Consider the following 23,711-nt stretch of genomic DNA (forward strand, 5'->3'; position numbering starts at 1 on the left):
TGAATCCGCAGAGATCGAATGTGGGAGCGGGCTTGCTCCCACACTGGATCTTCCGTGTTCTAGAAAATGATTCACCACGAGGTTCTGCATGAAAACACTTAAACACCTGCTCGGTGGCTCGCTGCTGGCACTGGCCGCTTTGGCGCAGCCATCAACGGCCGCCGAAACCGTCAAACCCATCCACTTCGGTGACATCACCTGGGAAAGCGGCAGCCTGATCACCGAGGTACTGCGCCTGATTGTCGAGAAAGGCTACGGCCTGCCGACTGACACTTTGCCCGGCAGCACCGTGAGCCTGGAAGCGGCCCTGGCCAAGGACGATATCCAGGTGATCGGCGAAGAGTGGGCCGGGCGCAGTCCGGCGTGGGTCAAGGCCGAGAGCGAAGGCAAGGTCTTCGGCCTGGGCGACACGGTCAAAGGCGCCACCGAAGGCTGGTGGGTGCCGGAGTTCGTGATCAAGGGCGATGCCGAGCGCGGTATCAAGCCCCTGGCGCCGGACCTGAAGTCGGTGGCCGACCTGCCGCGCTACAAGGACGTGTTCCGCGACCCCGAAGACCCGAGCCGTGGACGCTTCCTCAACAGCCCAACGGGCTGGACGTCGGAGATCGTCAACAGCCAGAAGCTAAAGGCGTACAAACTCACCGACAGCTTCGTCAACTTCCGCACCGGCTCCGGCGCGGCGTTGGATGCCGAAGTGGCGTCGTCGATCCGTCGTGGCAAGCCGGTGCTGTTCTACTATTGGTCGCCGACGCCGCTGCTGGGCCGGTTCAAGCTGGTCAAGCTGGAAGAACCGCCCTTCAACGCCGAAGCCTGGAAGACCCTGTCGGACGCGAAAAACCCCAACCCCATCGGCACCCGTTCGATGCCGGCGCGGCTGGCGATTGGTGTGTCGGCACCGTTCAAGGCGCAGTACCCGCAACTGGTCAGCGTGTTTGAAAAGGTCGACCTGCCGATTGATCTGCTCAATGGCATCCTCGGCGAAATGAGCGAGAAACGTACACCGCCGCGCCAGGTCGCTGAAGCGTTCCTCAAGGACCACCCAGACGTCTGGCAGCAATGGGTGCCGATCGATGTGGCGACCAAGGTCAAGGGAGCGCTCTGATGCTTAAAATCTTCGCTGCTGCGGTACTTTCGCTGGTCGCCGGTCAGGTGCTGGCGGCCGAACCTGCCACGTTACGCATCGGTTACCAGAAAAGCTCGGTGAGCATGGTATTGGCCCGTGAGCACAAACTCTTCGAGGAAGCGTTGCCCGGCACCCAGGTGCAGTGGATCGAATTCCTCGGCGGCCCGCCGCTGATCGAAGCGCTGAACGGCGGCAGCCTGGACATCGGCAATATCGGTGACATCCCGCCGATCTTCGCCCAGGCCGCGGGCATCGAGTTGCAGTACTTTGCCGTCGAGCCCAATGAGGGCAAGACCGAAGCGGTACTGGTGCCCAAGAACAGCAGCGTGCACAACGTGGCCGAGCTCAAGGGCAAGCGCGTGGCGCTGCTCAAGGGCTCCAGCGCCCACAACCTGTTCCTTAAAAGCCTGCTGCGCGCCGGTTTGCAATGGAAAGACGTGAATGTGGTGTACCTGTCGCCATCTGACGGGCGTGCCGCTTTTGAGCAAGGCAAAGTCGACGCGTGGGTGGTGTGGGACCCGTACTACTCCGCGGCCGTGGTAGACGGTTCCGCCCGCGTGCTGGGCGATGGCCAGGGCCTCAACCCGGCGGGCAGTTTCTTCGTGGTCAGCAGCCCGTTTGCCAAGCAGTATCCGCAGTCCATTGGCGCGATCATCCAGACATTGGCCAAGGCGCAGCGTCTGTCCCTGGACCAGCCTGACGAGAGCATCGCGCTGATGGCCAAGACCCTGGGCCTGCCTCCAGCGGTGGTCAAAAGCTACTTCTCGCACCGGTCCTCCACGCCGATTCGTCCGCTGCAAGCCGCCGACATCGCCACCCAGCAACACACCGCCGACCTGTTCTTTGCCAACGGCCTGATCCCAAAAAAGGCCGATGTACAGCAAGCTGTCTTCCAGGCGCCATGACCATGCAACCGATCTACATCGATTTTCTCAACGGCCTCGACATTGACGAACTGGGGCTTACCAATGACGAAATCCTCAGCGCCATCGAAGCGAGCCTGGCGATCCAGGGGCGTGGCGAGGCGGTGATCGAGCCGCGTACCCACCTGATTCCCGGCGGCGGGATCAACGGTCACTTCAACGTATTGCGCGGCGTGTTGGGTGGCGATATCGGTTACGCCGGGGTCAAGGTGGTGGGGGATTTTGTCGACAACTACCGCAAGGGTTTGCCCTCGGAACTGGCGATCCTCAACCTGCTGGACCCGGCGACCGGCATTCCCAAGGCCATCCTCGACGCCTCGGCGATCACCGATATGCGCACCGGCGCCATCACTGCCATCGGCGCCAAATACCTGGCCCGGCCCGACAGCAAAGTGCTGGCGCACATTGGCGCGCGTGGCACGGCGTACTGGAACGTGCGCCTGCTCGACCACCTGTTCGACTTCGACGAAATCCGCGTGCACTCACGCCGCAGTGAAAGCCGCGAAGCCTTCGCCGAGCGCTTGCGCCAGGACCTGGGCAAACCGGTGATCGTCACCGAGGATTGGGAGTCCGCCGTGCGTGGCGCCGACATCGTGGTCGAAGCCTCGCGCCTGGATCAGCCCGAGCCCTTGCTGCGCACCGAGTGGATCAAGCCCGGTGCTTTTGTGGTGCCATACGGCACCATGAGCGCGGTGGAACTGTCGCTCACCGACATCATGAGCAAGCGGGTGGTGGACGATTGGGGCCAGTGCAAGGGCGGCCTGTTCGGTTCGCTGCGCGCGCATGTCGACGCCGGCAAACTCAGCGCCGAGACGCTGCACGCCGAGTTGGGCCAGATCGTTGCCGGCTTGAAAAGCGGCCGTGAAACCCCCGAGGAAACCATCCTGTTCTGGCACCGTGGCCTGAGCCTCAGTGATATCGCCTTGGGCCATGCCCTGCTGGAAAAAGCCAAGCGCCTGGGGATTGGCCAGCGGTTGCGCTGGGCATGATTGACTTCGATCCCGAAGGCTTGGCGCTTGCCGATTTGCTGGCGATTGCCCGGCAGGATGCACCGGCGGACTTCACCGCGCAGGCACGCCAACGCATCGACGAAGGCCATCGGCTGCTGCTGACACTGGCGGCGCAAGGCACGCCGATCTATGGCGTGAACACCGGCCTCGGCGCAGCGGTGGATACGCCGGTGGCGCCGGTGCAGGCGAGCATCCCGCTGGGGCGTGCGGTGGGGGTCGGGCGCTTGGCCAATCGCCAGGAATTGCGCGCAATCACGGCGGCGCGTTTGGCCGGGTTGGTGCAGGGGCGTTCGGGTATTTCACCGGGTGCGGCGGATGTCTTGTTGGCGTTGCTCAATTCGGGCGCTGAGCCCGAGGTGCCATTGCTCGGCTCGCTGGGCGAGAGCGACCTGGCGCCCCTGGCGCACCTGAGCCTGGCGCTGTCAGTGCCGCTGACCGGTAAAGACGGCCTGGCGCTGGTCTCTGCGAATGCCGCCAGTGTCGGGCTGGGCGCATTGCTGGTCGCTGAGGCGCAGCGGGCCTTGGAGGCTTTGCTGGCGGCGTTGGCGTTGTCGTGCGAAGGCTACCGGGCCAACCTCAGTCCGTTCCAGCCATGGGCTTCACGCCTGCGGCCGGCACCTGGGCAAACCGAACAGTCGGCGGCGTTGTTGCAGTTGCTGTCGGGCGGCGAACTGGCCGACAGCCCGCGTCGCCTGCAAGACCCCTTGAGCTTTCGCTGTGCCACGGTGGTGCAGGCGGCGGCGCAGCAGGCGCTGCACGCCCTGCATGAATTGGTCGAATTGGAACTGCGCAGCGGTGCAGACAACCCGGCATTGATCAGCGAAGCGGCGATGGTACTGGCCACGGCGAATTTCGACAGCACGCACCTGGCGCTGGCCGCTGAAGGCCTGGGCCTGGCGTTGAACCGGGTGGCCGCGTGCAGCGCCGAGCGTATTGCCAAATTGCTGTCGCCGGCCTCCAGCGATCTGCCGCGCTTCCTGATCACCCAGCCTGGTCATGTCGGCATGGCGGCGTTGCAGCGCACCAGTTCGGCATTGGTGGCAGAAATCGGCCATCTGGCCAACCCGCTACCGGCGGTGAGCGTGCCAGTGGCGGACCGGGTTGAAGACTACGCGGGCCAGGCCCTGGCCGTGATCGACAAGACACGGCGCTTGACCGAGCGGGTGCTGTGGCTGGCCAGTATTGAACTGATCGTCGCCGCGCAGGCGGTGGATTTAAGGGGGGCGCTGCGGCTGGGGCAAGGTGTGCGGCGGGTCCATCAAGCCGTGCGCAGCCAGGTGGCTCATCTTGATGAAGACCGCTCAGGCTCAGTGGATGTACTGGCACTGGGCACCTTCCTACAATCCACCCCATTCCCTCTGTAGGAGCCGGCTTGCCCGCGATAGGGCCCGTGAGGACGCCATCGCCGGCAAGCCGGCTCCTACAGGGGCTGCGTTTGCCTTATGGATTCTCGGCGGCCAACGCCGCAATCACCGCCGGCCGCTCACCCACCCGCTGCTGAAACGCCGCCAGCGCCGGCCACTTATCCAAATCAATCGCGTGAAACGCCGCCCAGCGCAGCACCACAAACAGGTAGGCATCTGCCACTGAGTACTGCGCACCCAACAGGTAATCCTGGCGCTCCAGCGTCTGCACCAGCACCGTGAAACGCTTGAACAGCGTGGCCTGGAATGCAGCTTTCACCTCGCCCTGGATCGCATCGTTGAAGAACACCGCCAAGCCGCCATGAATCTCGGTGGCAATGAAGTTCAGCCATTCCTGCAGGCGCACGCGTTCCCAGCTGCCATTAGCCGGCGCCAGGCCTGCGGCGGGTTTCAGGTCGGCCAGGTATTGCAGGATCGCGCTGGCTTCGGTCAGCACCTGGCCGTTGTCCAGTTTCAGCGCGGCGACGTAGCCCTTGGGGTTGATCTGCAGGAAGTCCTCACCCTCGGCGGTGGTCTTGGCCTGGTTGTCCACCCGTACCAGATCGAACGGCAAGGCCAATTCCCGCAGCACGATATGCGGGGCGAGGGAACAGGCGTGGGGGAAGTAATACAGTTTCATCTGCGGCAGCTCCGTTGAATTTGCGCCAGTCTCGCGGGCATGGCACCTTGCGTAAAATTAAACGTTCAGACCCCTGCCATAAGGACAGCTACTGCCATGATGAACCTGATGCACTGGCGCTTGCTGGTGGCCGTGGCCGATCACGGCAGTATCACCGCCGCCGCCGAGCGCGTGGGCATGACCCAATCCGCCGCCAGCCAGGCCATGGCCGGCATGGAGGCGACCCTGGGGGCGCAGCTGTTTACCCGTGAACCGCGCAAGACCTTGCCCACCGCCCTGGGCTTGAGTGTGATCGAGCAGGCGCGGGTTATGCTCGGGGCCTTGCAGGCAATTCGCAGCACCGTGGATGAAGCCAGGCCCATGTTGCGTGGGACGATTCGCATCGCCAGTTTCCCCATGGTGTTGGCGACATTTCTGACACCCGCATTGCAGCGTTTTGCGCAGCTCTATCCCGGTATCGACGTCACCACCTTGGATGTCACTGACAACGAAGTGCTCACCCTGCTCGACACCGGCCTTATCGACTTGGGCGTGGTCCTCAACCCCACGCCCGAGCGCAATGCGACGGTGTTGGGCCGTGACTTGTGGATGGCAGTGCTGCCAATAGAGCATGCGCTGGCGCAACGCCCGGCCGATGCCACGGTGTCGCTTGAGGAGTTGCTTGAGCAGCCTTTCGTGCTGGCTACCGGTGGCTGCACCGCCAATGCCCGCAGCCTGGGCGCCGCCGCCGGGCTGACCTTGCGCGATGTCCGCGTTGAGGTGCGTGAATGGAACAGTGCCTTCAGCCTGGTGCGTGAGGGCGTCGGCGTCACACTGGTGCCGGAAATGGCCTTGCCGTCCCAGCGCAAGGGCCTGCGCGTGATGGCGTTGGATGTGCCGCTGCACCGCGAATTTGCCTTGGTCGGCTCGCCGGATCGCCCACTGTCAGCCGCCGCCCTCGCATTGTTAAAAATGCTGGCTGACTAGTGGCCTTGCATAGCGCCAAGCCGTGTCTATGCTCACCCGGAACCGTTGATGACGCTTGGCATATAAAGCGATTCGGATGGTTATTTCCCCATGAAGGTGTGCCAGCAATAGCCAACAAATGAATGGAATGCGCCTTCCAGGCGCCGGGAATCTAGGGTGATCTGACCATGTTCAACCGCCATCACAAATCCGACCTGCAACAAATCGAACGTTTTTCCTGCGCACTCACCGAATCCAACGCCAAACTCGCCGCCATCAGCCGCTCCATGGCCATGATCGAGTTCGACCCTAGTGGCGTGATCCTCGACGCCAACGACAACTTCTGCAAAACCATGGGCTACAGCGCCGAGGAGATTCGCGGCAAGCACCACCGGCTGTTTTGCGAAGAGGCCTACACCCATACCGACGCCTACGCCAAGCTGTGGCGTGACTTGGCGCGGGGCGAGGCGCTCAGTGGCACCTTCATGCGCCTGAACAAGCACGGCCAGGAAGTCTGGCTCGAAGCCAGCTACATGCCGGTGCTGGACAAAGACAATCACGTGCAGAGCGTGATCAAAGTTGCGTCGGACATCACGGCGCGGGTCCACCACGAACATGAAAACCAGAGCCTGATCGATGCCATTGGCCGCTCCATGGCAGTGATCGAGTTCACGCCCCAAGGCCAGATCCTCAACGCCAACGACAACTTTCTAAAAACCGTGCAGTACTCCTTGGACGAGATTGTCGGCCAGCACCACAGTATGTTTTGCCACCGCAATGAAGTTGAGTCGCCGGCCTACAAGGCCTTTTGGGCGTCCCTCAACCGCGGCGAATACCACTCGCACCGCTTCGAGCGCAAAAACAAATACGGCAAGACCCTGTTCCTGGAAGCGTCCTACAACCCGATCTTCGACACCAATGGCCGCCTGTACAAAGTGGTGAAGTTCGCCAGCGACATCACCGACCAGGTCACCACCCTGCGTAACGCCGCCGACTCGGCCCATGCCACCTCGGTGCAAAACGACGCCTGCGCCCGCAAGGGGTCGGAGGTAGTGCAGCAAACCGTGCAGATCATCGAAGAAATTTCCCACGACCTGAACCAGGCCGCCGTGAGTATCGACGCGGTCAGCAAGCAATCGGACATCATCGGCGCCATCGTGCAGACCATCCGCAGCATCGCCGAGCAGACCAATATGCTGGCGCTCAACGCGGCCATCGAAGCGGCGCGGGCGGGTGAGCACGGCCGCGGATTTGCGGTGGTGGCCGATGAAGTGCGCAGCCTGGCGGCACGCACCAGTCAGGCGACGGTGGAAATCGTCGATGTGGTGCGCAAGAACCACGACCTGTCGCTGAGCGCGGTGTCGAGCATGCAGTCGAGCCTAAGCCGCACGGGGCTGGGGGTGGAATTGGCGAATGAAGCGGGGCAGGTGATCCTGGAAATTCAGGAGGGGTCACGGCATGTGGTGGATGCGATCGGTCAGTTCAATTCGACGTTACAGCTGCAATAAACCCATTGTCGGCTTGATACCCGATCACTGTGGGCTGGCTTGCCTGCCATGCAGGAAACTCAGTGTTTCTGATGTACCGAGGTGATTAAAGGTAGGGAGAGTCCATGAGGCAGTACATGTCTTTCTGGCGATAATTTTTACCGTCATAGGGCAAGGGGGGCATGTAGGCTGAATCGTTTCTCTGTGAGTTCTCCCAGTATCTTAGTAGCTGACTTCGCAGTTGTATGGCAAAGCACGCTAGGTACTTTCAAGGGAGAATGAGCATGAGCAAAAACACTGATCCAATTGTCGAAGCGTTCGTAAAGGCTGAGATTTCGTATGAGGACGACCCCTTCACCACCAGCAACGTAAGATACGGTTACCATGAAAGCGACCATCAATTTCGATTAGAGGGGAGGATCAACTCAGAGAGAAAGATTCTGCAAATATTCTGCGCCACTCAATTTGATATAACAAAAACCTATCGCTTGGTCCCTCATTCCCCAAAAGACGGTGAGGCGCAGTTGGTTTATATCCGTCCTTCCCCATTCGGGGGGAGATACAACTTTCGCTCCGATAGCGGGGAGCTGCAATTCGTCGCGGAAGCAAGCGGTCTGCATGGCTTCTTCAAGTCCTTTTCCGCCGCCGTCCCTGACGAGTTTCCTGATACAGATATTAACGGATCCTTTAGGGTGTACCCAGGCTAGAAGGGCTGACGTTCACCTTGGCGGCAGATGATTGTGGACTCCCACAACACGCCGTGGTCATCGATCAGCACCGGCAGATGGGCGTCAGGGTTCAGGACGAGGAAGTCGGCGGACTGGGTAGGCTTAAAGCCGCTACCCCAGTCTTCCGGTAGGTAGTCGATGACCAGTTCCTGGCGGGTCCAGGGCACTTTGCGCACGTTGATGGAGGACGTGCGGGCCAAGATTTTCAGTGAGTGCCCTAGGATGCTTTCCTTGCGGTGCAGAGCAGCCAATCTAGCAGGGGCAGAAGGCTACGCCGATACTTCCAAGTGGGCACAGTAAAAAACACTGTTTTCACCGTTGATCTGCGGTGTAGCTTAGATCGCAGCCAGGGTTTCTTTCACTGCCTGCGCCTGCGGGTCAACGGTCTTGGCCGCTACCTGCTGCTCTTGTTGTTGCTTCAGGCGTTCAGCCACTTGCTTGGAAATCGCGTCCTGCTTTTCCTGGGACATGTTCTGTACGTCCGCCTCGGTCAAACCCTGCTCCTTGAGCAACTGCTCACGGATACGCTCGGCCGGGGATTTATTCATGTAGTCAGTGAACTCGGAGCGCGCGGTGCTGGCGGTCGAGCCGGTTTTTGGGACATCTGGCGTCGCGGTAGAGGCAGTAACGGCTTCTGTGGTGGTCTGCAATTGCACGCGGGTCTTGGCAAAGGCTTCGTCGATGCGGTCGGCGGCCTTGTCCAGTTCCTTCTGCGCGGCGGGCACGGTCACGCTTTGCTGCGCGGCTTGCAGGGCACCGCTGTACAGCGCGCTGGCGGCGGCGTTGGCGGGGTCCATGTCGGGCCGCTTAATCTGTTGAACAGTCGAAACGGCTTGGGTGTTGTTGTTAACCAGCATGATCGGTCACCTGGGGAAATGTTCGGTGCCACAGGTGGAGCAAATAGTGTGCCGGCCAGTTGATCCAGCATTTACGTGGGCGCGCGCGGTTAAAGCGGCAAAAACTGACCTCACTAAGGCCAACTCTTGCCGCTGGTGTTATCAGGTTTTTCCTGCCTCATCCCAACGAATGGAAAATGATCCATCGAATAAGTGGTCTGTGCCATCAACAGCGGCCTTGAAACGGAATTTTCCCTCCGCATGCGCATTAGGATCATCCCATTTAGTCAGGAAGAGCTCGCCGCTTTTCGCAATGAACCGTGTTCGGTGGCCACCGCTTGTTTGGCGAAAATACGCGACTTCTATCGATCTGGTAGGTAGCTCATGTAGGCCAGTTCCTATGCTGACGGGGAAATTGATATGGACACCTATAAAGCTGCCGCTTTCTGTCTGCTGTAGACCATACAACGTCAAATCATCAGATGATTGGCTATAGCTGACATTGTTGGTGTTGATATCACCTTCGAAACTTGAAGATACCAACCACCCCGCTGACGCCCGTTCCTGGCGGTGGCCCGCCTTTCTCTCTTGCATGTCTAGCTCCTTGCTATTCACAAAATGGCGGCCCTGGGTGGACGCGCCTACACCTTAGTAGAGCGAGACCAGTAGGGGATGTCTACTGTCAGAAATAACAGGTAAGCGCCTGAGTGAAGGGGCAAGGCACAGGAGATGACACGCTATCCGCCTGTTGGTCAGCCATCTCTTGCGGCTAGAAGGTCAGGTCAGGATGAAGCCGTTCTCTGTGAATTATCACAGTATCTCTGTAGGTGGATTGTGCCAGCTTAGAGATGGCCAACGTTCACCGTCAGTGAGCGATATTCTCCAACGCCAGGTTACGCGTACGCGGCCCGAACCAACTGATGGTGATCATCACGATCAGCATGCTGCTGGCAATGAACGCCAATACGCCCGGCGTGCCCAGGTGTTCGAGGATAAAGCCGATCAGCAGGCTGCTGAACACCGTCGACAAGCGGCTGAACGAGTAGCAGAAGCCCACCGCCCGCGCCCGGATGTTGGTGGGGAACAGTTCGCTCTGGTACGAGTGATAGCTGAAGCTCAGCCAGGCATTGCAGAAGGTGATCATCACGCCGCAGATCACCAGCCCCACCGCCGTGGTTTGCAGGGCGAACAGGCTGCCGAAGATCATCGCGCCCAGGGCCGAGCCGACGATCTGCCATTTGTTTTCAAAGCGGTTGGCCACCTTCACGAACAGCAGCGGCCCCAGCGGATAGGCGAGGGTGATGATGAAGGCGTAGAGCAAGCTGTGGGTCACGCTTACACCCTGGCCGGACAGCAACGCCGGCAGCCAGTTGCCGAAGCCGAAGAAGCCGATGGCCTGGAACACATGGAACACGATCAGCATCAACGCGCGGCGGCGGTACGGCGGTTGCCAGATATCGGCAAAGCGGCCGCTGCCCTGCACGCTGACGGCTTCGGGCTCGGGCTCATCCAGCGGTTTGCCGTGATCTTTCTGGCAGCGCGCCTCCAGGTTGTCCATGATCGTGCCGGCTTCCTCAAAGCGGCCTTTCTGCGCCAGCCAGCGCGGGGATTCCGGCAGGCGCTTGCGCAGTTGCCAGATAAACAGCGCAAACACCGCACTGCTCAGCACCACCCAGCGCCAGCCCGATACGCCGAACGGCGCCTGGGGCACCAGCCACCACGACATCAATGCCACCGCCGGCACCGACAAAAACTGGATGAAAAACGCAAAGGCAAACGCCGAACTGCGCATGCGCTTGGGCACCAGTTCCGAGAGGTAGGCGTCGATGGTTACCAGTTCGATACCCAGCCCGATGCCCACCAAAAAGCGCATGCCGATGACGCCCAGCGCAGAGGTCTGGATGCCCATCAACACGGTGGCAACGGTGTACCAGATCAACGCTAAGGTGAAGATCGCCCGGCGCCCGAAGCGGTCGGCGATAGGGCTGAGCAGGCTGGCGCCGAGGAACAGCCCCAGGAAGGTCGCCGAGGCAAAGGCGGCCTGGTCCGAGAAGCCAAACACGCCCTGGCTGCCGGTGTGGAAAATCCCGTCGCTGATCAGGCCGGGGCTGATGTAGGCGGTCTGGAACAGGTCATACAGCTCGAAAAAACCGCCGATCGACAGCAGCGCCACCAGGCGCCACACAGTGGCGACGGCTGGCAGGCGGTCGATGCGCGCGCTGATGTGGGCGGCGCGGAGGGGGTCGATGCCGTCGGTGGCGCAGGCGGTGAGTGTGGACATGAGGCCGATTCCAGGGGTAGTGATTGGAAATCTTAGCTGGCTAACGGAAGTCAGCACTTGTGACGTTATGTCGGGTTGGGCATTTATATGCTGGTTTATTGCGCGTAATCGGACATATTCACGAATTGTTGGCGCGGCCGCTCAGTGATTGCTGAAACGATTAACTGTCAGTTTTTACAGTATCTATTGTTCGCCCTCGTCTTATGATGGAGACGCACATGGGGATTGCCACGCATTCGCTCATGGACTCTTAACATTTTGATCATTCAGTGGAGAGTTATTATGTCTACCAATCAGTCAGCAATGCTTGAGAGGTCATTGAGCGCGGACACTACTTATGACGGTTTAAAGTTCAAGGCTGACAGAATAACGTTACAACAGTCCCCTAATTATTTCTCTATCGACGCGCGTCAGGGAATAGGTCAGAAAACAAAATCTATTAATTTTGTAGTAAATAGTGATCTTGTGAGCGGGCGCTATCGGTTAGGAGTAGGTCCAAAAATCGAACATGGTAGCGGCACCGCCTACTTTTTCTCGCCAATATTAGGAGGAGAAGGGGGGCAACTGACTTTTTATGCATTCGTTGGCTTTTTGACGATCACTGTGGATGAGCAGAGCAACTCCTTGCATGGACATTTCGAATGGGAGAGCGCTGCCATCCCTGAGCATGGCGTTCCTGAAAAAACATATGTTAAGGATGGCGAGCTATTTATTCCGGATCTTCGTTAGTCTGCAGGTTCTTGGCACAGTATGGGTACATTCAGCCTCGCGCTTGGTTCATCCTGTAACTGCGCTGCACGTTATGACACTCAAACGATATGCCAAGGTTGCCGAGATTGCTTTGGCGAGCGAAATGCTGACAGAGCAATATCATTGATTGCCTGTTCGGCCGGCTGAAGTAATGTTTTACACACAGGACTTAGTAACGGATCGCAATATCAAATGCCTGAAACGCGTCATCCACCGGTTGGTAGCCCAGCACCCGCGTGGTTTCGCTGAGGTCCAGGCGTTTGAAGCGGTTGTTGGAAATGCCATGGGCGATCAGGTGCTTGACGCCCTCGGCTTCTACCGAGCGTTGCAGCAACTGCACCGCATCACGCGGGCTGAGCCAGGCGCTGAGGTCGCGGGCGTTGTTCAGGTCGTGAGTTTCGGGGAATTCGAAGGCGCCGATTCGCAGGGCAATGGTCGACAACGGCGTTTTTGCCGCGTAGTAGCCACACAGCGCCTCGCCGTAGCATTTGCTCACGCCATACAGGTTGGCGGGCATCACCGGCATGCCGGGCGTGATCTGGCGGTCCACCGGGTAGCCTTCGATGGTTTGCGCGCTGCTGGCGAACACCAGGCGTTTCACGCCAGCGGCCACGGCGGCTTCGAACAGGTAGGTGGTGGCGAGGATGTTGTTGGGTAGCAGTTCGTCGAATGACGCGCTGGCATGGGGGATGCCCGACAGGTGCACGATCACGTCGATGCCTTCGAGCAATGCCGCCAGGCTGGATTGATCGCTGAGGTCGGCGTGGACGAAGCGGTGCTCGCCCAGGTCGAAGTCCGGCATGACGCGGTCGGTGAGGGTGAAGCGGTAGCGGTCTTTCGACGCTTCGAAAAACGTCTTGCCGATTCTGCCGCAGGCGCCGGTGAGCAGTACGTTGAGTCCTTTCACGTGTAGTCCTTGTTGTCAGTTGTGCCCGTCGAGGGCGAAGGTCTTGAAGCCAGCGTGCTGACCGAGGCGTTGATAGTACGCCGCAATGGCGGGGTAGGGCGGGCGCTCCATGGGCGTCACCTGCCAGCGGTGCACCGAGAGGCCGATAAGGATATCGGCGAGGGAGAATTCGTCGCCGGCCACGTAGGCACCTGTCTTTGTCAGCTGTTGTTCGAGAATGCCCATGCTGTCATTCCAGCGCCGCACGGCGGCGGCAATCTGCGTTGCGTCCAGGCCGTCCGGGTTGTTGCGCACCAAGGCAGTGAAGGCGTCGCCCCAGGCGCGGTTGAGTTCGATGGCTTGCCAGTCAATCCATTGCTCGACCCGGGCACGCGGTGCCGGCTCGGCGGGCAGCAGGTCATGACGCTGATAGAGGTTCACGAGGTAGCGACAGATGGTGTTGGATTCCCACAGCACGCCATGGTCATCGATCAATACGGGGACCTGGGCGTTGGGGTTCAGGGCCAGGAATTCGGCGGACTGGGTGGGCTTGAAGCCGATGCCCCAGTCTTCGCGCTGGTAGTCGATGCCGAGTTCCTGGCAGGTCCAGAGGACTTTGCGCACGTTGATGGAGGACGTGCGACCCAAGATTTTCAGTGAGTGTCCCATGGTGCTTTCCTAGCCTTGGAGAAGCACCAATCTAGCAGGTGCCAGCAACACGATGAAACCAATCGTGAACGTTGCCACCTGTAGGAGCCGGCTTGAAGGTCAGGTACTCTCCCGCACCTGCAACTCAAACCCCATATCCACCACCGGCTTGGCGATCTTGTTGCCGGCCATGATCGTCAACAAATGCTCCGCCGCACGCCGGCCAATCGCTTCACGCGGGGTGCTGATGCTGCTCAGGCGCGGCACCATGAACGACGACGCCGGCAAGTCGTTGAAGCCCAGCACCGCCACACGCTCCGGCACTTTGATGCCATGGCGCAGGGCTTCCAGCAGCGCGCCCTGGGCCAGGTCGTCGTTGCCGAAGAAGATCGCGTCCACGTCCGGATGCGCCGCCAGCAACTGCAAGAACAACTCGCCACCCAGGCCCACGGAGGAGGGGCGCGGTGTCAGCAGTTCCAGCGCCGGGTCATACAGACCGGCCTGTTGCAGTGCGCAGCGGAAACCTTCACCCCGCAGCAGCGTGCGTTGGTCCAACTGCGCGCCGATGTACGCCAGGCGCTTGCGCCCACGGGACAGCAGGTGCGCCGCCGCCGTCTCGCCTGCCGCCAATTGCGAGAACCCTACGCAGTTCACGCCGGCGTTCGGGTCCAAATCCATCATGTACACGCAAGGCACATGGCTGGCCTCGACCATCCGTCGGGCGCTTTCGGTGCGATCAAACCCGGTCAGCAACAACCCCCGTGGCTGGTAGGCCATGTAGTTGCGCAACAGGTTTTCTTCTTCGTCACGGGAATAGTGGGAGTTGCCGATCAGCACTTCAAAGCCCTTGGGCCGCAGCACCTGGTGGATGGCTTCGAGGGTTTCGATAAACAGCAGGTTGGACAGCGACGGTACCAACACCACGACCGAATGGCTCTGGGCAGAGGCCAGGGCGCGGGCGGCAGGATTGACTACATAGTTGAGTTCAGCGGCGGCCTGTTGCACTTTTTCCACCAGTTCGGTGGCGACGGTGCTGATACCGCGCAGGGCCCGGGAGGCGGTAATCGGGCTGACACCCGCCAGGCGCGCGACTTCGTTGAGGGTCGGGCGACCCGTGGTGCGCAATTTTTTATCGTTCTTGGAGGTCATCAGGCGGCTTGCCAAACAAAAATCGAGGCACTAAGGTAGCGCTGTCTCCAGAGGGCTGCAAATTCTTGAATAACGGGTTGCCTGATCCGGTCTGAATTTGAGTAAGCCGTTTGGAGAGGATGCACGCGTCACTCCCAAAAAAAGACAAGACGGCGCGGGAAAAGCCTGTTTTTGCACTAGCCTTACAGCGTGCAAAGGTAGCGCTATCTGCGTCCTGAGGTGTTTCATGAGTCAACCTGTTACCGCCCTGGTCATCATGGGTGTTTCCGGCTGTGGCAAGTCCAGCGTCAGCGAGGCCCTGTGCCGCCTGAACGGTGCTACTGCCATCGAAGGCGACAGCTTTCACCCCGCCGCCAACATCGAAAAGATGAGCGCTGGACACCCCCTCAACGACGAAGACCGCGCCGGCTGGCTCGACATCCTGTGCGATGAACTGCGCCGTTCGCTCAAAGCGGGCGAGCACCCCGTACTCACCTGTTCAGCCCTCAAGAAGAAATACCGCGACCACCTGCGCGAAGCTGCGCCGGGCCTGGGTTTCGTGTTTCTGGAGCTGACCCGCGCCGTGGCCGCCGACCGTGTGTCCCACCGCCCCGGCCATTTCATGCCGGCAAGTCTCATAGACAGCCAGTTCGCCACCCTTGAATCGCCCAAGGGCGAGCCGCTGACCCTGGCCCTCAACGCCAGTGAAGACAGCGTCGAGGAACTGGCCGAGCAGACCAACGCCTGGTGGCTGCAACACGGTTTTGAACCATCCAAATAATTTTTTGCCGGAAAAGATAGCGCTATCCCCGGCAGGAAATTCAACACCCGCTTTAATAACAACAACAAACAGGAGAGACCCCCCATGTTTGGCATGTCCCACGAGTCCTACCTACTGCTTGACGCAGTCGTTACCATCATCGGGTTGATCGTTCTGATCACCAAGTTCAAGGTGCACCCGTTCATTGCGCTGATCATCGCGGCCGGCTTCCTCGGCCTGACTTCGGGCATGCCCGTGGACAAGATCATCAAGGCGTTCCAGGACGGTTTCGGCGGGGTGCTCGGCTTTGTCGGCATCATCCTCGCGCTGGGCACGATGCTCGGCAAGATGATGGCCGAATCCGGCGGTGCCGACCAGATCGCCCAGACCCTGATCCGCGCCTTCGGCAAAGAGAAGGTCCAGTGGGCCATGATGTTTGCCGCGTTCCTGGTGGGCATCCCGCTGTTCTTCGAGATCGGCTTTGTGCTACTGATCCCGCTGGTGTTCATCGTCGCGCGCCGTACGGGCGTGTCGCTGATCAAGATCGGTATCCCGCTGCTGGCCGGCCTCTCGGCGGTACATGGCCTGGTGCCACCGCACCCCGGCCCGTTGCTGGCCATCGGCGTGTTTGGCGCCGACATCGGCAAGACCATCCTCTACGGCCTGATCGTCGCTCTGCCGACCGCCATCATCGCCGGCCCGATCTTCGGTACGTTTATCGCCAAGTACATCCCGGGCAACCCGTCCCAGGAACTGGTCGATCAACTGGCCCGCGAGCCTGAGAACAAAGACCTGCCGAGCTTCGGCATCACCCTGGTCACCGTGCTGCTGCCGGTGTTCCTGATGCTGCTGAAAACCTTCGCCGACATCGCGTTTGCCGAAGGCAATGTGGTACGCAACTGGATGGACATGATCGGTCACCCGATCACCGCGCTGTTGCTGGCGTTGCTGCTGTCGCTGTACACCTTTGGCCATCGCCAGGGCATCCATTCCAAGCAGATCCTCAAGCTGCTCGACGCCAGCCTGGCGCCGACCGCTGCGATCATCCTGATCATCGGTGCCGGTGGTGGCTTCAAGCAGATGCTGGTGACCAGCGGCGTGGGTGATGTGATCGGCCACATGGCGGTGAATGCACAGATCAATCCGATCCTGCTGGCGTGGCTGGTGGCGGCGGTGATCCGTGTGGCAACCGGTTCGGCCACGGTGGCGACCATTACTGGCGCGGGCATCGTGGTGCCGGTGGTGGGGATGATTCCGGGGGTTAACCGTGAGCTGTTGGTGTTGGCGACGGGGGCGGGTTCGTTGATCCTGTCTCACGTCAACGATGCGGGCTTCTGGCTGGTGAAGCAGTACTTCAACATGACCGTGGCCGAGACGTTCAAGACCTGGACGGCGATGGAAACCATCCTGTCTATCGTGGCCCTGATCTTCATCATGTTGTTGTCGTTGGTGGTCTAACAGGCACACCATCAAACTGGGGTGAAAACCCACTTCAAATGTGGGAGCTGGCTTGCCTGCGATGCAGACACCTCGGTGTAGCAGATACACCGAGGTGATGCTATCGCAGGCAAGCCAGCTCCCACATTTTTGATCACCTTTCTACAGGTGGATGGCGTCAGGCTTTGGTGACCAGCCCATCCGCCCGGAACATCCCGCGAATCCCGCGCACCGCCTGGCGAATCCGGTCCTGGTTCTCGATCAGCGCAAAGCGCACGTGATCATCGCCATACTCGCCAAAGCCGATGCCCGGCGACACACACACCTTCGCCTCCAGCAGCAACTTCTTGGCAAATTCCAGCGAACCCAGGGTGGCATACTGCTCGGGAATCTTCGCCCAGACGTACATCGACGCCTTCGGATTTTCCACCATCCAGCCCAGTTCATGCAGGCCCTTGACCAGCACATTGCGGCGTTGGCGGTACTGCTCGGCGATGTCTTTCACGCATTGCTGGTCGCCTTCGAGCGCCGCAATGGCTGCCACCTGCAGCGGGGTGAAGGTGCCGTAGTCGTGGTAGCTCTTGATCCGCGCCAGGGCGTTGACCAGTTCCGGGTTGCCGACCATGAAGCCGATGCGCCAGCCGGCCATGTTGTAGCTCTTGGACAGGGTGAAAAACTCCACCGCGATGTCCTTGGCACCGGGCACCTGCATGATCGACGGGGCTTTCCAGCCGTCGTAGACGATGTCGGCGTAGGCCAGGTCATGCACCACCAGCACGTCGTACTGCTTGGCCAGCGCGATCACGCGCTCGAAGAAGTCCAGTTCCACGCACTGCGCGGTTGGGTTGGACGGGAAACCGAGGATCATCATCTTCGGTTTGGGGATCGAGCCGCGAATCGCGCGTTCCAGTTCGGCGAAGAAATCCACGCCCGGAATCAGCGGCACTGAGCGCACCTGGGCGCCGGCAATCACGGCACCGTAGATGTGAATCGGATAGCTGGGGTTGGGCACCAGTACGGTGTCGCCCTGGTCCAGGGTGGCCAGCATCAAGTGCGCCAGGCCTTCCTTGGAACCGATGGTGACGATGGCTTCCGACTCGGGGTCGATGTCCACTTCATAGCGGTCCTTGTACCAGCGCGAAATAGCCCGGCGCAGACGCGGAATGCCTTTGGAGGTGGAGTAGCCGTGGGTGTCTTCGCGTTGGGCGACGGTGACCATTTTCTCCACGATGTGGGGAGGTGTGGCGCCGTCTGGGTTACCCATGCTCAAGTCGATGATGTCTTCGCCGCGCCGACGCGCAGCCATCTTCAGCTCGGCAGTGATATTGAAAACATACGGGGGGAGTCGATCTATGCGCGCAAAGCGGCGCGGCGAACCTTGGTCGGCCATTGTTGCCTCGAGAGTACGTAAGCGCCCGGAACCGTCCGAGCGACGTCGGCCACTGCGGTGGCCTGCGGGGCAGACAATACGGTCGATGATGGCCAGTTGTCCAGATGCGCAGGAAAATTTTCTGCATGGAGTACAGCGTGGATATGCCCCTATACTCGATGCGGGTTTGTTCCCTCATAAGAAGGAGACTGTTCGTATGGATCAGCAGATAAAACAACCGTTAGAGCCACGCATGGAAGCCGGTAAAGCCCTGGTGATCGCCGGGGTGCAAGGGCGTTATTCGAAGGCCACGGTGGGGGATATCCCCAAACTGTGGGAGTTGTTCGACACCTGCATCAAGGACATCAAGAAGCGCGTAGGCGGTGTGACCTATGGCGTTTGCCATAACCCCAAGCATGGCGAATTCGACTACATGGCCGGGGTCGAAGTCCCCACCAAAGGCGACGTACCAAGCAACTTCGAGTCCATCGAGATTCCGCCGCTCAACTATGCCGTGTTCCCGCACTACGGGCCGGTGCAGGCACTGGAGCAAACGTACGAGCGCATCATGTTCGAATGGCTGCCGCATTCAGGCTACAAGGTGATGGGCGCGGATTTCGAGCGCTACAGCGCCGACTTTGACGCGCGCAAAGGCACCGGTACGGTAGAGATCTGGCTGCCCGTGGGCGAACGAGGCTGACCACGACCGCGTAGGAGCCGGCAGGCCGGCTCCTGCAGTGGTATCAATACAGCGTGCTTCTGACTCGCTCGGGCATCTCCCGGTCATAGGCTTCGGCGTCAAACTGCCCATCATTGAGACGCTTGTGAAACGCCCCCGCCGACGGCAATGCCGAGCGGTCCAGATGTTTTTCGGGGTTCCAGCAGTCCGAGCGCACAAACGCCTTGGAGCAGTGGAAATACGCGGCCTCCACCTGCACCAGAATCACCGAGCGCGCTGGCTTGCCGTTCACTGCAAAACTCTCCAGCAGCTGTGGCTCGATGGAAATCTGCGCCCGGCCGTTCACACGCAAGGTCTCGCCGACCCCCGGGATGATGAACAGCAACGCAATGCGCGGGTCCTGCACCAGGTTGCGCAAGGTATCCAGGCGATTGTTCCCCGGCCGATCCGGGATCGCCAAGGTGCGCTCATCCACAATCCGCACAAACCCCGGCACATCACCGCGCGGCGAACCGTCGATACCGTCCGGCCCGGACGAACTCACCACCACCAACGGCGAGGCCCGCACCATGGCCTGGTAGTCCTCGTTGAGAAACGGGATTTCCTTGCGCACGGCACGCTCGTGGGGGAGGCCGTAGAGGGTTTCGAGTTGTTCGAGGGTTGTCAGCATGCTTACCACCTCCTTATCGTTCAAAATACTAACGCCAGCCGGCGTTCATACCCTATACGCCCCTTATACGCCTCCCCACTGTCCACCCACCCAGTTCTCAGATACAACCCCATCGCCGCCACATTGTCCGCGTCCACCGACAATTCCAGGCCCTTGATTTGCGGCCACGCTTCCAGTGCCGCCGCGGGTAGGGCTTGCAAGCAGGCCTTGCCGAATCCGCGCCCTTGTTGATGCCGGTCCACCTGCAACGCGTGCAAGGTCGCGCTGTGTTCATCGGCCCAATGGGGCAGGCAGGGTGGGCGTTTGAGCAGCAGGAAGGCCACGGGCAGGTCGTCGGCGAGCAGGGCGAAGCCTTTGATGGCGCCGGGGTTGGGGTTGACCAGCAGGCTGTTCAGCGCACAGTAGATATCACCGGAGTACGCCAGTTGCTCGGGATGCACTTGCAGGGTGTCGAGTTGCTGTTTCTGCACAAGGCTCAGCGTCTCATAGGGGACGAGGCGGGTTTCCATCGGTGGCGCATCCGAAATCCTACAAAGAGGCCTGGATTCTAGCGGGTTTGCCGGGGGCGAAATTATTTTTCAGTGGCTTGTCGATTTGCCGCTGGCTTGTTCGATTAAGGGTGTATTTCGCGCTTTTCCACCCGAAGGAGTCTCACCATGAGCACCGCCATCAACACCCTGATCGAGCAATGGAAACACGCCGTCACCGCCAAGGATGTCGACAAAATTGTCAGCTTCTACGCCGACGATATCGTCGCGTTCGACGCCGTTAGCGCCTTGCAATTCAAGGGCAAGGCCGCCTACCAGGCGCATTGGAAGGCCTGCATGGAGTTCTGCCCTGGCCCCGGCGTGTTTGACTTTCATGAGCTGCAAATCGTCGCCGCAGACGACAGTGCCTTTGCCCACTGGCTCGCCCACTGCGGTGGCACCGGGCCGGATGGCGTGCTCAAGACCTGCTGGATGCGCGTGACGGCTGGTTACCAGCGCATCAATGGCCAGTGGAAGGTGGTGCATGAGCACTGGTCTGCACCGTTCGACATGGAAACCGGCGCCGGTCTGTTTGACCTGAAACCTTGACCACCGCGATCTATAGTCAGTAGTCCGAAAACGGAGAACGCCATGAAATACCTGTGCCTGGTCTACAGCGACGAAACGTTGCTGCACAGCCTGCCCGACAGCCCCAAGGACCCGGAATGCCACGCTTACGCCGAAGCCGTTCACGGCAGTGGGCGCATGCTGGCCGCCGAAGCGCTGGAGTCGGTCGCCACCGCCACCACCGTGCGCATGCGCAATGGCAAGCTGTCGATCACCGACGGGCCGTTTGCCGAAACCAAGGAGCAGCTCGCCGGCTTCTACCTGATCGAGGCGCGGGATTTGAACGAAGCGATCCAGGTGGCCGGCGGTATTCCGGCTGCCCGGGTTGGCAGTGTGGAAGTGCGCCCCGTGCGCGAATTGAATCTCTGAACAACAACCATAAGACTCAAGAGGTTTACCCCATGTCTACGCAACCTGCCGAGTTTGAACTGTCCATCAGCCGCGTCATCGATGCACCGCGCAGCCGCGTGTTCCGTGCCTGGACCGAGCCTAGCTTGCTCCAGCAATGGTGGGGCCCCCACGGCATGACCACCCCCGAGTGCGAAATGAACCTGTGGGTCGGTGGCCTGTTCCGCACCCTGATGCGCGCGCCCGACGGCGCCGAATACCCGACCCAGGGCGTGTTCCTGGAAATCGTCGCGCCACGGCGGCTGGTGTTCACAGACGCCTTCGCGCCGGGCTGGATTCCGTCGGGCAAGCCGTTCATGACCGCCGAAGTGACCCTGCAGGAAGTCGAGGGCAACAAGACTCTCTACACCGCCCGCGCCATGCACTGGAGCGCCGAAGACAAACAGGCGCACGAAGCCATGGGCTTTCACGATGGCTGGGGCCAGAGCCTGGACCGCCTGGTGACGCTGGTGACGCAGGGCATGGGCGATTGACCCTCGCGATCGATGCTCTCTACCGCAGCGAATCGCGCCGGGTACTGGCGACGCTGATTCGCTTGCTGGGCGACTTCGATTTGGCCGAGGAGGCCCTGCACGAGGCCTTTCTGGTCGCGGTGCAACGGTGGCCGCTGGACGGTGTGCCGGACAATCCACGGGCGTGGCTGGTGTCCACCGGGCGCTTCAAGGCCATCGACCGACTGCGCCGCCAGTCCCGTTTTACCCCGCTGTTGCAGGAGCAGGCCGACGCACTGGAGGCGGCTGACTGGAGTGACGAAGACGTGGAAGACGACCGCCTGCGCCTGATCTTCACCTGCTGCCACCCGGCGCTGGCGGCGGATGCCCAGGCCGCGCTGACCTTGCGTGAAATCTGCGACCTCACCACCGAGGAAATCGCCCGGGCATTCCTGGCCACGCCCACCACCATTGCCCAGCGCATCGTGCGAGCCAAGGGGAAGATCCGCGAGGCGAAAATCCCTTATCAGGTGCCATCCCGTGATGAATTGCCCGAGCGACTGGACAGCGTGTTACGGGTGATTTACCTGGTGTTCAACGAAGGGTATTCGGCGTCCATGGGCGCTGACCTGACCCGTGAAGAGTTGACGCGCGAAGCCATTCGACTGGGGCGTTTGCTCATGGAGTTGCTGCCCGAGCCGGAAGTGATGGGGCTGCTGGCGCTGATGCTGCTGCATGAATCCCGACGCTCGGCGCGCACCTCGGCCAACGGCGAGTTAGTGCTGCTGAATGAGCAGGACCGCTCGCTGTGGGACGCCGCCCTGATTGCCGAAGGCTGCGCGTTGGCAGAGCAGGCGCTGGGCACTCGGCGCTTTGGCCCGTATGGCTTGCAGGCGGCCATCGCGGCAGTGCATGCCGAAGCCACGCGTGCAGATGAGACGGACTGGCCGCAGATCGTCGGGCTCTACGATGTGTTGCTCAGGGCAGTGCCCTCACCGGTGATCGAACTGAACCGCACCGTGGCGCTGGCCATGCGGGATGGGCCGTTGGCAGGGTTGCAGCAGGTGGAGAGGATTTTGGCGCGGGGCGAGTTGCTGGAGTACCACTTGGCACATTCGGCGCGGGGGGAGTTTTGTCGGCAATTGGGGCGCGTCGAGGAGGCGCGTGCAGCCTATGAAAAAGCCCTGTCACTGACCCGGCAAGCCCCGGAAAAACGCTTTCTCGAAAAGCGCCTGGCCGAGCTGCAATCCCGCCAACACTGATGGTCCGCATGTAGGCGCTGGCAAGCCAGCTCCCACATCGAACCGCGTTGTTTGCAATATCCGGGTTACGGCTGCTGACGCGTCGCCGCCAACACGATCTCGCGAATGCACACATGCTGCGGTTGCTGGTAGGCATAGGCAATCGCCGAGGCCACGTCATCGGCGCTGAGCACGGTGCCGCCCATGTCCTGTTTCCAGGCTTGGTAGCCGCTCTTGATCGCCTCGTCGGTGGTGTGGCTGAGCAGTTCGGTTTCCACTGCACCCGGGGCGATGGTGATCACGCGTACGTTGCTTGGCGACAATTCTTCGCGCAGGTTTTCCGAAATCCCATGCACGGCGAACTTGGTGCCTACATACGCCACGTGATTCGGGAAGGTCTTGCGCCCGGCCACCGAGCTGACGTTGATGATCGTGCCGCCCTTGCGCGCAACCATGCTGCCCGCCACTGCGTGAATGCCGTTGAGCAGGCCCTTCACGTTGACGTCGAGCATCTGCTCCCATTGCGCCGGGTCTTGCTCGCTGACCGCGCCCAACAGCATCACGCCGGCATTGTTGATGAGTGCGTCGGCGGGGCCGAACTGGGCTTCGGCTTCCTGCACCGCGGCGACAAGGGCGGCGCGGTCGGTGATGTCGACGCCACGGTTCAAGGTGTTTGGCAGGCCCAGATCGTTGAGGCGATCAATGCGACGCGCCAGCAACAACAGCGGGTGGCCGGCGGCTGACAACAGGCGGGCGGTGGCTTCGCCAATGCCGGAACTGGCGCCGGTAATGATGACCAATGGCTTGCTCATGGGTGGACTCCTGCAATAAGAA

25 protein-coding genes and 3 pseudogenes are annotated in these 23,711 nt (G+C 60.7%); 16 read left to right on the forward strand and 12 right to left on the reverse strand.

Features of this window, described 5'->3' with window-relative positions; all coding sequences use genetic code 11:
- Positions 1-88: 88 nt before the first annotated feature.
- Genes AC0IYN_RS17175 through AC0IYN_RS17190 form a run of 4 tightly spaced genes read left to right on the forward strand, consistent with a single transcriptional unit; the run spans position 89 to position 4,420 of the window.
- The gene (locus tag AC0IYN_RS17175) at positions 89-1,102 is read left to right on the forward strand and encodes an ABC transporter substrate-binding protein (protein ID WP_406599874.1); all 1,014 of its coding nucleotides are present in this window, start codon (positions 89-91) and stop codon (positions 1,100-1,102) included.
- Complete coding sequence (locus AC0IYN_RS17180) at positions 1,102-2,028, forward strand: aliphatic sulfonate ABC transporter substrate-binding protein (protein ID WP_471842354.1); 927 nt, start codon at positions 1,102-1,104, stop codon at positions 2,026-2,028. Before AC0IYN_RS17175 ends, AC0IYN_RS17180 begins: the two co-directional genes overlap by 1 nt.
- Before the next feature lie 2 nt (positions 2,029-2,030).
- Entirely contained in the window at positions 2,031-3,035 is a 1,005-nt protein-coding gene (locus AC0IYN_RS17185) for an ornithine cyclodeaminase family protein (protein WP_471842355.1), read from the forward strand.
- On the forward strand, positions 3,032-4,420 hold the full coding sequence (locus AC0IYN_RS17190; protein ID WP_471842356.1) for an aromatic amino acid lyase: 1,389 nt from the start codon (positions 3,032-3,034) through the stop codon (positions 4,418-4,420). Before AC0IYN_RS17185 ends, AC0IYN_RS17190 begins: the two co-directional genes overlap by 4 nt.
- A 76-nt stretch (positions 4,421-4,496) precedes the next feature.
- On the opposite strand, the gene gstA is transcribed toward AC0IYN_RS17190, so the two are convergent.
- Positions 4,497-5,099: a glutathione transferase GstA gene (gene gstA, locus AC0IYN_RS17195; protein ID WP_406599701.1), complete on the reverse strand. Its 603-nt coding sequence runs from the start codon at positions 5,097-5,099 to the stop codon at positions 4,497-4,499.
- Between the two features lie 96 nt (positions 5,100-5,195).
- Between gstA and AC0IYN_RS17200 the strand changes: the two genes are divergently transcribed.
- From AC0IYN_RS17200 to AC0IYN_RS17215, 4 genes and pseudogenes are all read left to right on the forward strand, one after another.
- Positions 5,196-6,065: a LysR family transcriptional regulator gene (locus tag AC0IYN_RS17200; RefSeq protein ID WP_471842357.1), complete on the forward strand. Its 870-nt coding sequence runs from the start codon at positions 5,196-5,198 to the stop codon at positions 6,063-6,065.
- A gap of 167 nt (positions 6,066-6,232) precedes the next feature.
- Positions 6,233-7,009 (forward strand): annotated as a pseudogene (locus AC0IYN_RS17205) (PAS domain-containing protein); the annotation flags it as partial.
- A gap of 117 nt (positions 7,010-7,126) precedes the next feature.
- Positions 7,127-7,552: pseudogene (locus AC0IYN_RS17210) on the forward strand (methyl-accepting chemotaxis protein); the annotation flags it as partial.
- A 263-nt stretch (positions 7,553-7,815) separates the two neighbouring features.
- On the forward strand, positions 7,816-8,238 hold the full coding sequence (locus tag AC0IYN_RS17215; protein ID WP_457240278.1) for a hypothetical protein: 423 nt from the start codon (positions 7,816-7,818) through the stop codon (positions 8,236-8,238).
- A 20-nt stretch (positions 8,239-8,258) separates the two neighbouring features.
- On the opposite strand, the pseudogene AC0IYN_RS17220 reads toward AC0IYN_RS17215, so the two are convergent.
- The 4 genes and pseudogenes from AC0IYN_RS17220 to AC0IYN_RS17235 form a co-directional block, all read right to left on the reverse strand.
- Positions 8,259-8,483, reverse strand: a pseudogene (locus AC0IYN_RS17220) (glutathione S-transferase N-terminal domain-containing protein); the annotation flags it as partial.
- A gap of 111 nt (positions 8,484-8,594) precedes the next feature.
- On the reverse strand, positions 8,595-9,116 hold the full coding sequence (locus AC0IYN_RS17225; RefSeq protein WP_406599704.1) for a hypothetical protein: 522 nt from the start codon (positions 9,114-9,116) through the stop codon (positions 8,595-8,597).
- Positions 9,117-9,257: 141 nt separating this feature from the next.
- Positions 9,258-9,689 (reverse strand): hypothetical protein, encoded by a 432-nt coding sequence (locus AC0IYN_RS17230; RefSeq protein ID WP_471842358.1) that lies wholly within the window; start codon positions 9,687-9,689, stop codon positions 9,258-9,260.
- Positions 9,690-9,960: 271 nt separating this feature from the next.
- Complete coding sequence (locus tag AC0IYN_RS17235) at positions 9,961-11,376, reverse strand: MFS transporter (protein ID WP_471842359.1); 1,416 nt, start codon at positions 11,374-11,376, stop codon at positions 9,961-9,963.
- 282 nt (positions 11,377-11,658) lie between these two features.
- On the opposite strand from AC0IYN_RS17235, the gene AC0IYN_RS17240 reads away from it, so the two are divergent.
- The gene (locus AC0IYN_RS17240) at positions 11,659-12,105 is read left to right on the forward strand and encodes a hypothetical protein (RefSeq protein WP_406599707.1); all 447 of its coding nucleotides are present in this window, start codon (positions 11,659-11,661) and stop codon (positions 12,103-12,105) included.
- A 190-nt stretch (positions 12,106-12,295) separates the two neighbouring features.
- Here the strand turns inward: AC0IYN_RS17240 and AC0IYN_RS17245 are convergent, their stop codons facing one another.
- The 3 genes from AC0IYN_RS17245 to gntR all read right to left on the reverse strand — a co-directional run bounded on the left by AC0IYN_RS17245 (position 12,296) and on the right by gntR (position 14,812).
- On the reverse strand, positions 12,296-13,033 hold the full coding sequence (locus tag AC0IYN_RS17245; RefSeq protein ID WP_406599708.1) for an NAD-dependent epimerase/dehydratase family protein: 738 nt from the start codon (positions 13,031-13,033) through the stop codon (positions 12,296-12,298).
- Positions 13,034-13,048: 15 nt separating this feature from the next.
- Positions 13,049-13,681: a glutathione S-transferase family protein gene (locus AC0IYN_RS17250; protein ID WP_406599709.1), complete on the reverse strand. Its 633-nt coding sequence runs from the start codon at positions 13,679-13,681 to the stop codon at positions 13,049-13,051.
- Between the two features lie 99 nt (positions 13,682-13,780).
- Entirely contained in the window at positions 13,781-14,812 is a 1,032-nt protein-coding gene (gene gntR, locus AC0IYN_RS17255) for an HTH-type transcriptional regulator GntR (protein WP_471844799.1), read from the reverse strand.
- Positions 14,813-15,035: 223 nt separating this feature from the next.
- On the opposite strand from gntR, the gene AC0IYN_RS17260 reads away from it, so the two are divergent.
- Together AC0IYN_RS17260 and AC0IYN_RS17265 are read left to right on the forward strand one after the other, a co-directional pair.
- Positions 15,036-15,569: a gluconokinase gene (locus tag AC0IYN_RS17260; RefSeq protein WP_406599710.1), complete on the forward strand. Its 534-nt coding sequence runs from the start codon at positions 15,036-15,038 to the stop codon at positions 15,567-15,569.
- Positions 15,570-15,653: 84 nt separating this feature from the next.
- Positions 15,654-17,006 carry a GntP family permease gene (locus AC0IYN_RS17265; RefSeq protein ID WP_069078116.1) on the forward strand — a complete coding sequence of 451 codons (1,353 nt, stop codon included), beginning with the start codon at positions 15,654-15,656 and terminating at the stop codon, positions 17,004-17,006.
- A gap of 157 nt (positions 17,007-17,163) precedes the next feature.
- Here AC0IYN_RS17265 and alaC read toward each other — a convergent pair whose 3' ends face one another.
- Positions 17,164-18,375: an alanine transaminase gene (gene alaC / locus AC0IYN_RS17270; RefSeq protein ID WP_406599711.1), complete on the reverse strand. Its 1,212-nt coding sequence runs from the start codon at positions 18,373-18,375 to the stop codon at positions 17,164-17,166.
- 196 nt (positions 18,376-18,571) lie between these two features.
- Here alaC and AC0IYN_RS17275 point away from each other — a divergent pair, with 196 nt between their 5' ends.
- The gene (locus tag AC0IYN_RS17275) at positions 18,572-19,054 is read left to right on the forward strand and encodes a GyrI-like domain-containing protein (RefSeq protein WP_406599712.1); all 483 of its coding nucleotides are present in this window, start codon (positions 18,572-18,574) and stop codon (positions 19,052-19,054) included.
- Between the two features lie 43 nt (positions 19,055-19,097).
- Here the strand turns inward: AC0IYN_RS17275 and AC0IYN_RS17280 are convergent, their stop codons facing one another.
- Together AC0IYN_RS17280 and AC0IYN_RS17285 are read right to left on the reverse strand one after the other, a co-directional pair.
- Positions 19,098-19,703: a pyridoxamine 5'-phosphate oxidase family protein gene (locus tag AC0IYN_RS17280; protein WP_406599713.1), complete on the reverse strand. Its 606-nt coding sequence runs from the start codon at positions 19,701-19,703 to the stop codon at positions 19,098-19,100.
- Positions 19,704-19,723: 20 nt separating this feature from the next.
- Positions 19,724-20,212: a GNAT family N-acetyltransferase gene (locus AC0IYN_RS17285; protein WP_406599714.1), complete on the reverse strand. Its 489-nt coding sequence runs from the start codon at positions 20,210-20,212 to the stop codon at positions 19,724-19,726.
- Between the two features lie 147 nt (positions 20,213-20,359).
- On the opposite strand from AC0IYN_RS17285, the gene AC0IYN_RS17290 reads away from it, so the two are divergent.
- From AC0IYN_RS17290 to AC0IYN_RS17305, 4 genes are read left to right on the forward strand one after another with little or no spacing between them, the layout of a single operon-like run.
- Entirely contained in the window at positions 20,360-20,779 is a 420-nt protein-coding gene (locus AC0IYN_RS17290; RefSeq protein WP_406599715.1) for a YybH family protein, read from the forward strand.
- Positions 20,780-20,821: 42 nt separating this feature from the next.
- Positions 20,822-21,166 carry a YciI family protein gene (locus AC0IYN_RS17295; protein ID WP_457249113.1) on the forward strand — a complete coding sequence of 115 codons (345 nt, stop codon included), beginning with the start codon at positions 20,822-20,824 and terminating at the stop codon, positions 21,164-21,166.
- Positions 21,167-21,198: 32 nt separating this feature from the next.
- Positions 21,199-21,678: an SRPBCC family protein gene (locus tag AC0IYN_RS17300; protein ID WP_078049934.1), complete on the forward strand. Its 480-nt coding sequence runs from the start codon at positions 21,199-21,201 to the stop codon at positions 21,676-21,678.
- Positions 21,675-22,898, forward strand: coding sequence for an RNA polymerase sigma factor (locus AC0IYN_RS17305; RefSeq protein ID WP_457240329.1), 1,224 nt, complete (start codon positions 21,675-21,677; stop codon positions 22,896-22,898). Before AC0IYN_RS17300 ends, AC0IYN_RS17305 begins: the two co-directional genes overlap by 4 nt.
- Positions 22,899-22,963: 65 nt before the next feature.
- Here the strand turns inward: AC0IYN_RS17305 and AC0IYN_RS17310 are convergent, their stop codons facing one another.
- Positions 22,964-23,689: an SDR family oxidoreductase gene (locus tag AC0IYN_RS17310; protein WP_099494335.1), complete on the reverse strand. Its 726-nt coding sequence runs from the start codon at positions 23,687-23,689 to the stop codon at positions 22,964-22,966.
- Between the last annotated feature and the right edge of the window lie 22 nt (positions 23,690-23,711).

Source organism: Pseudomonas sp. AC112, assembly GCF_979253545.1.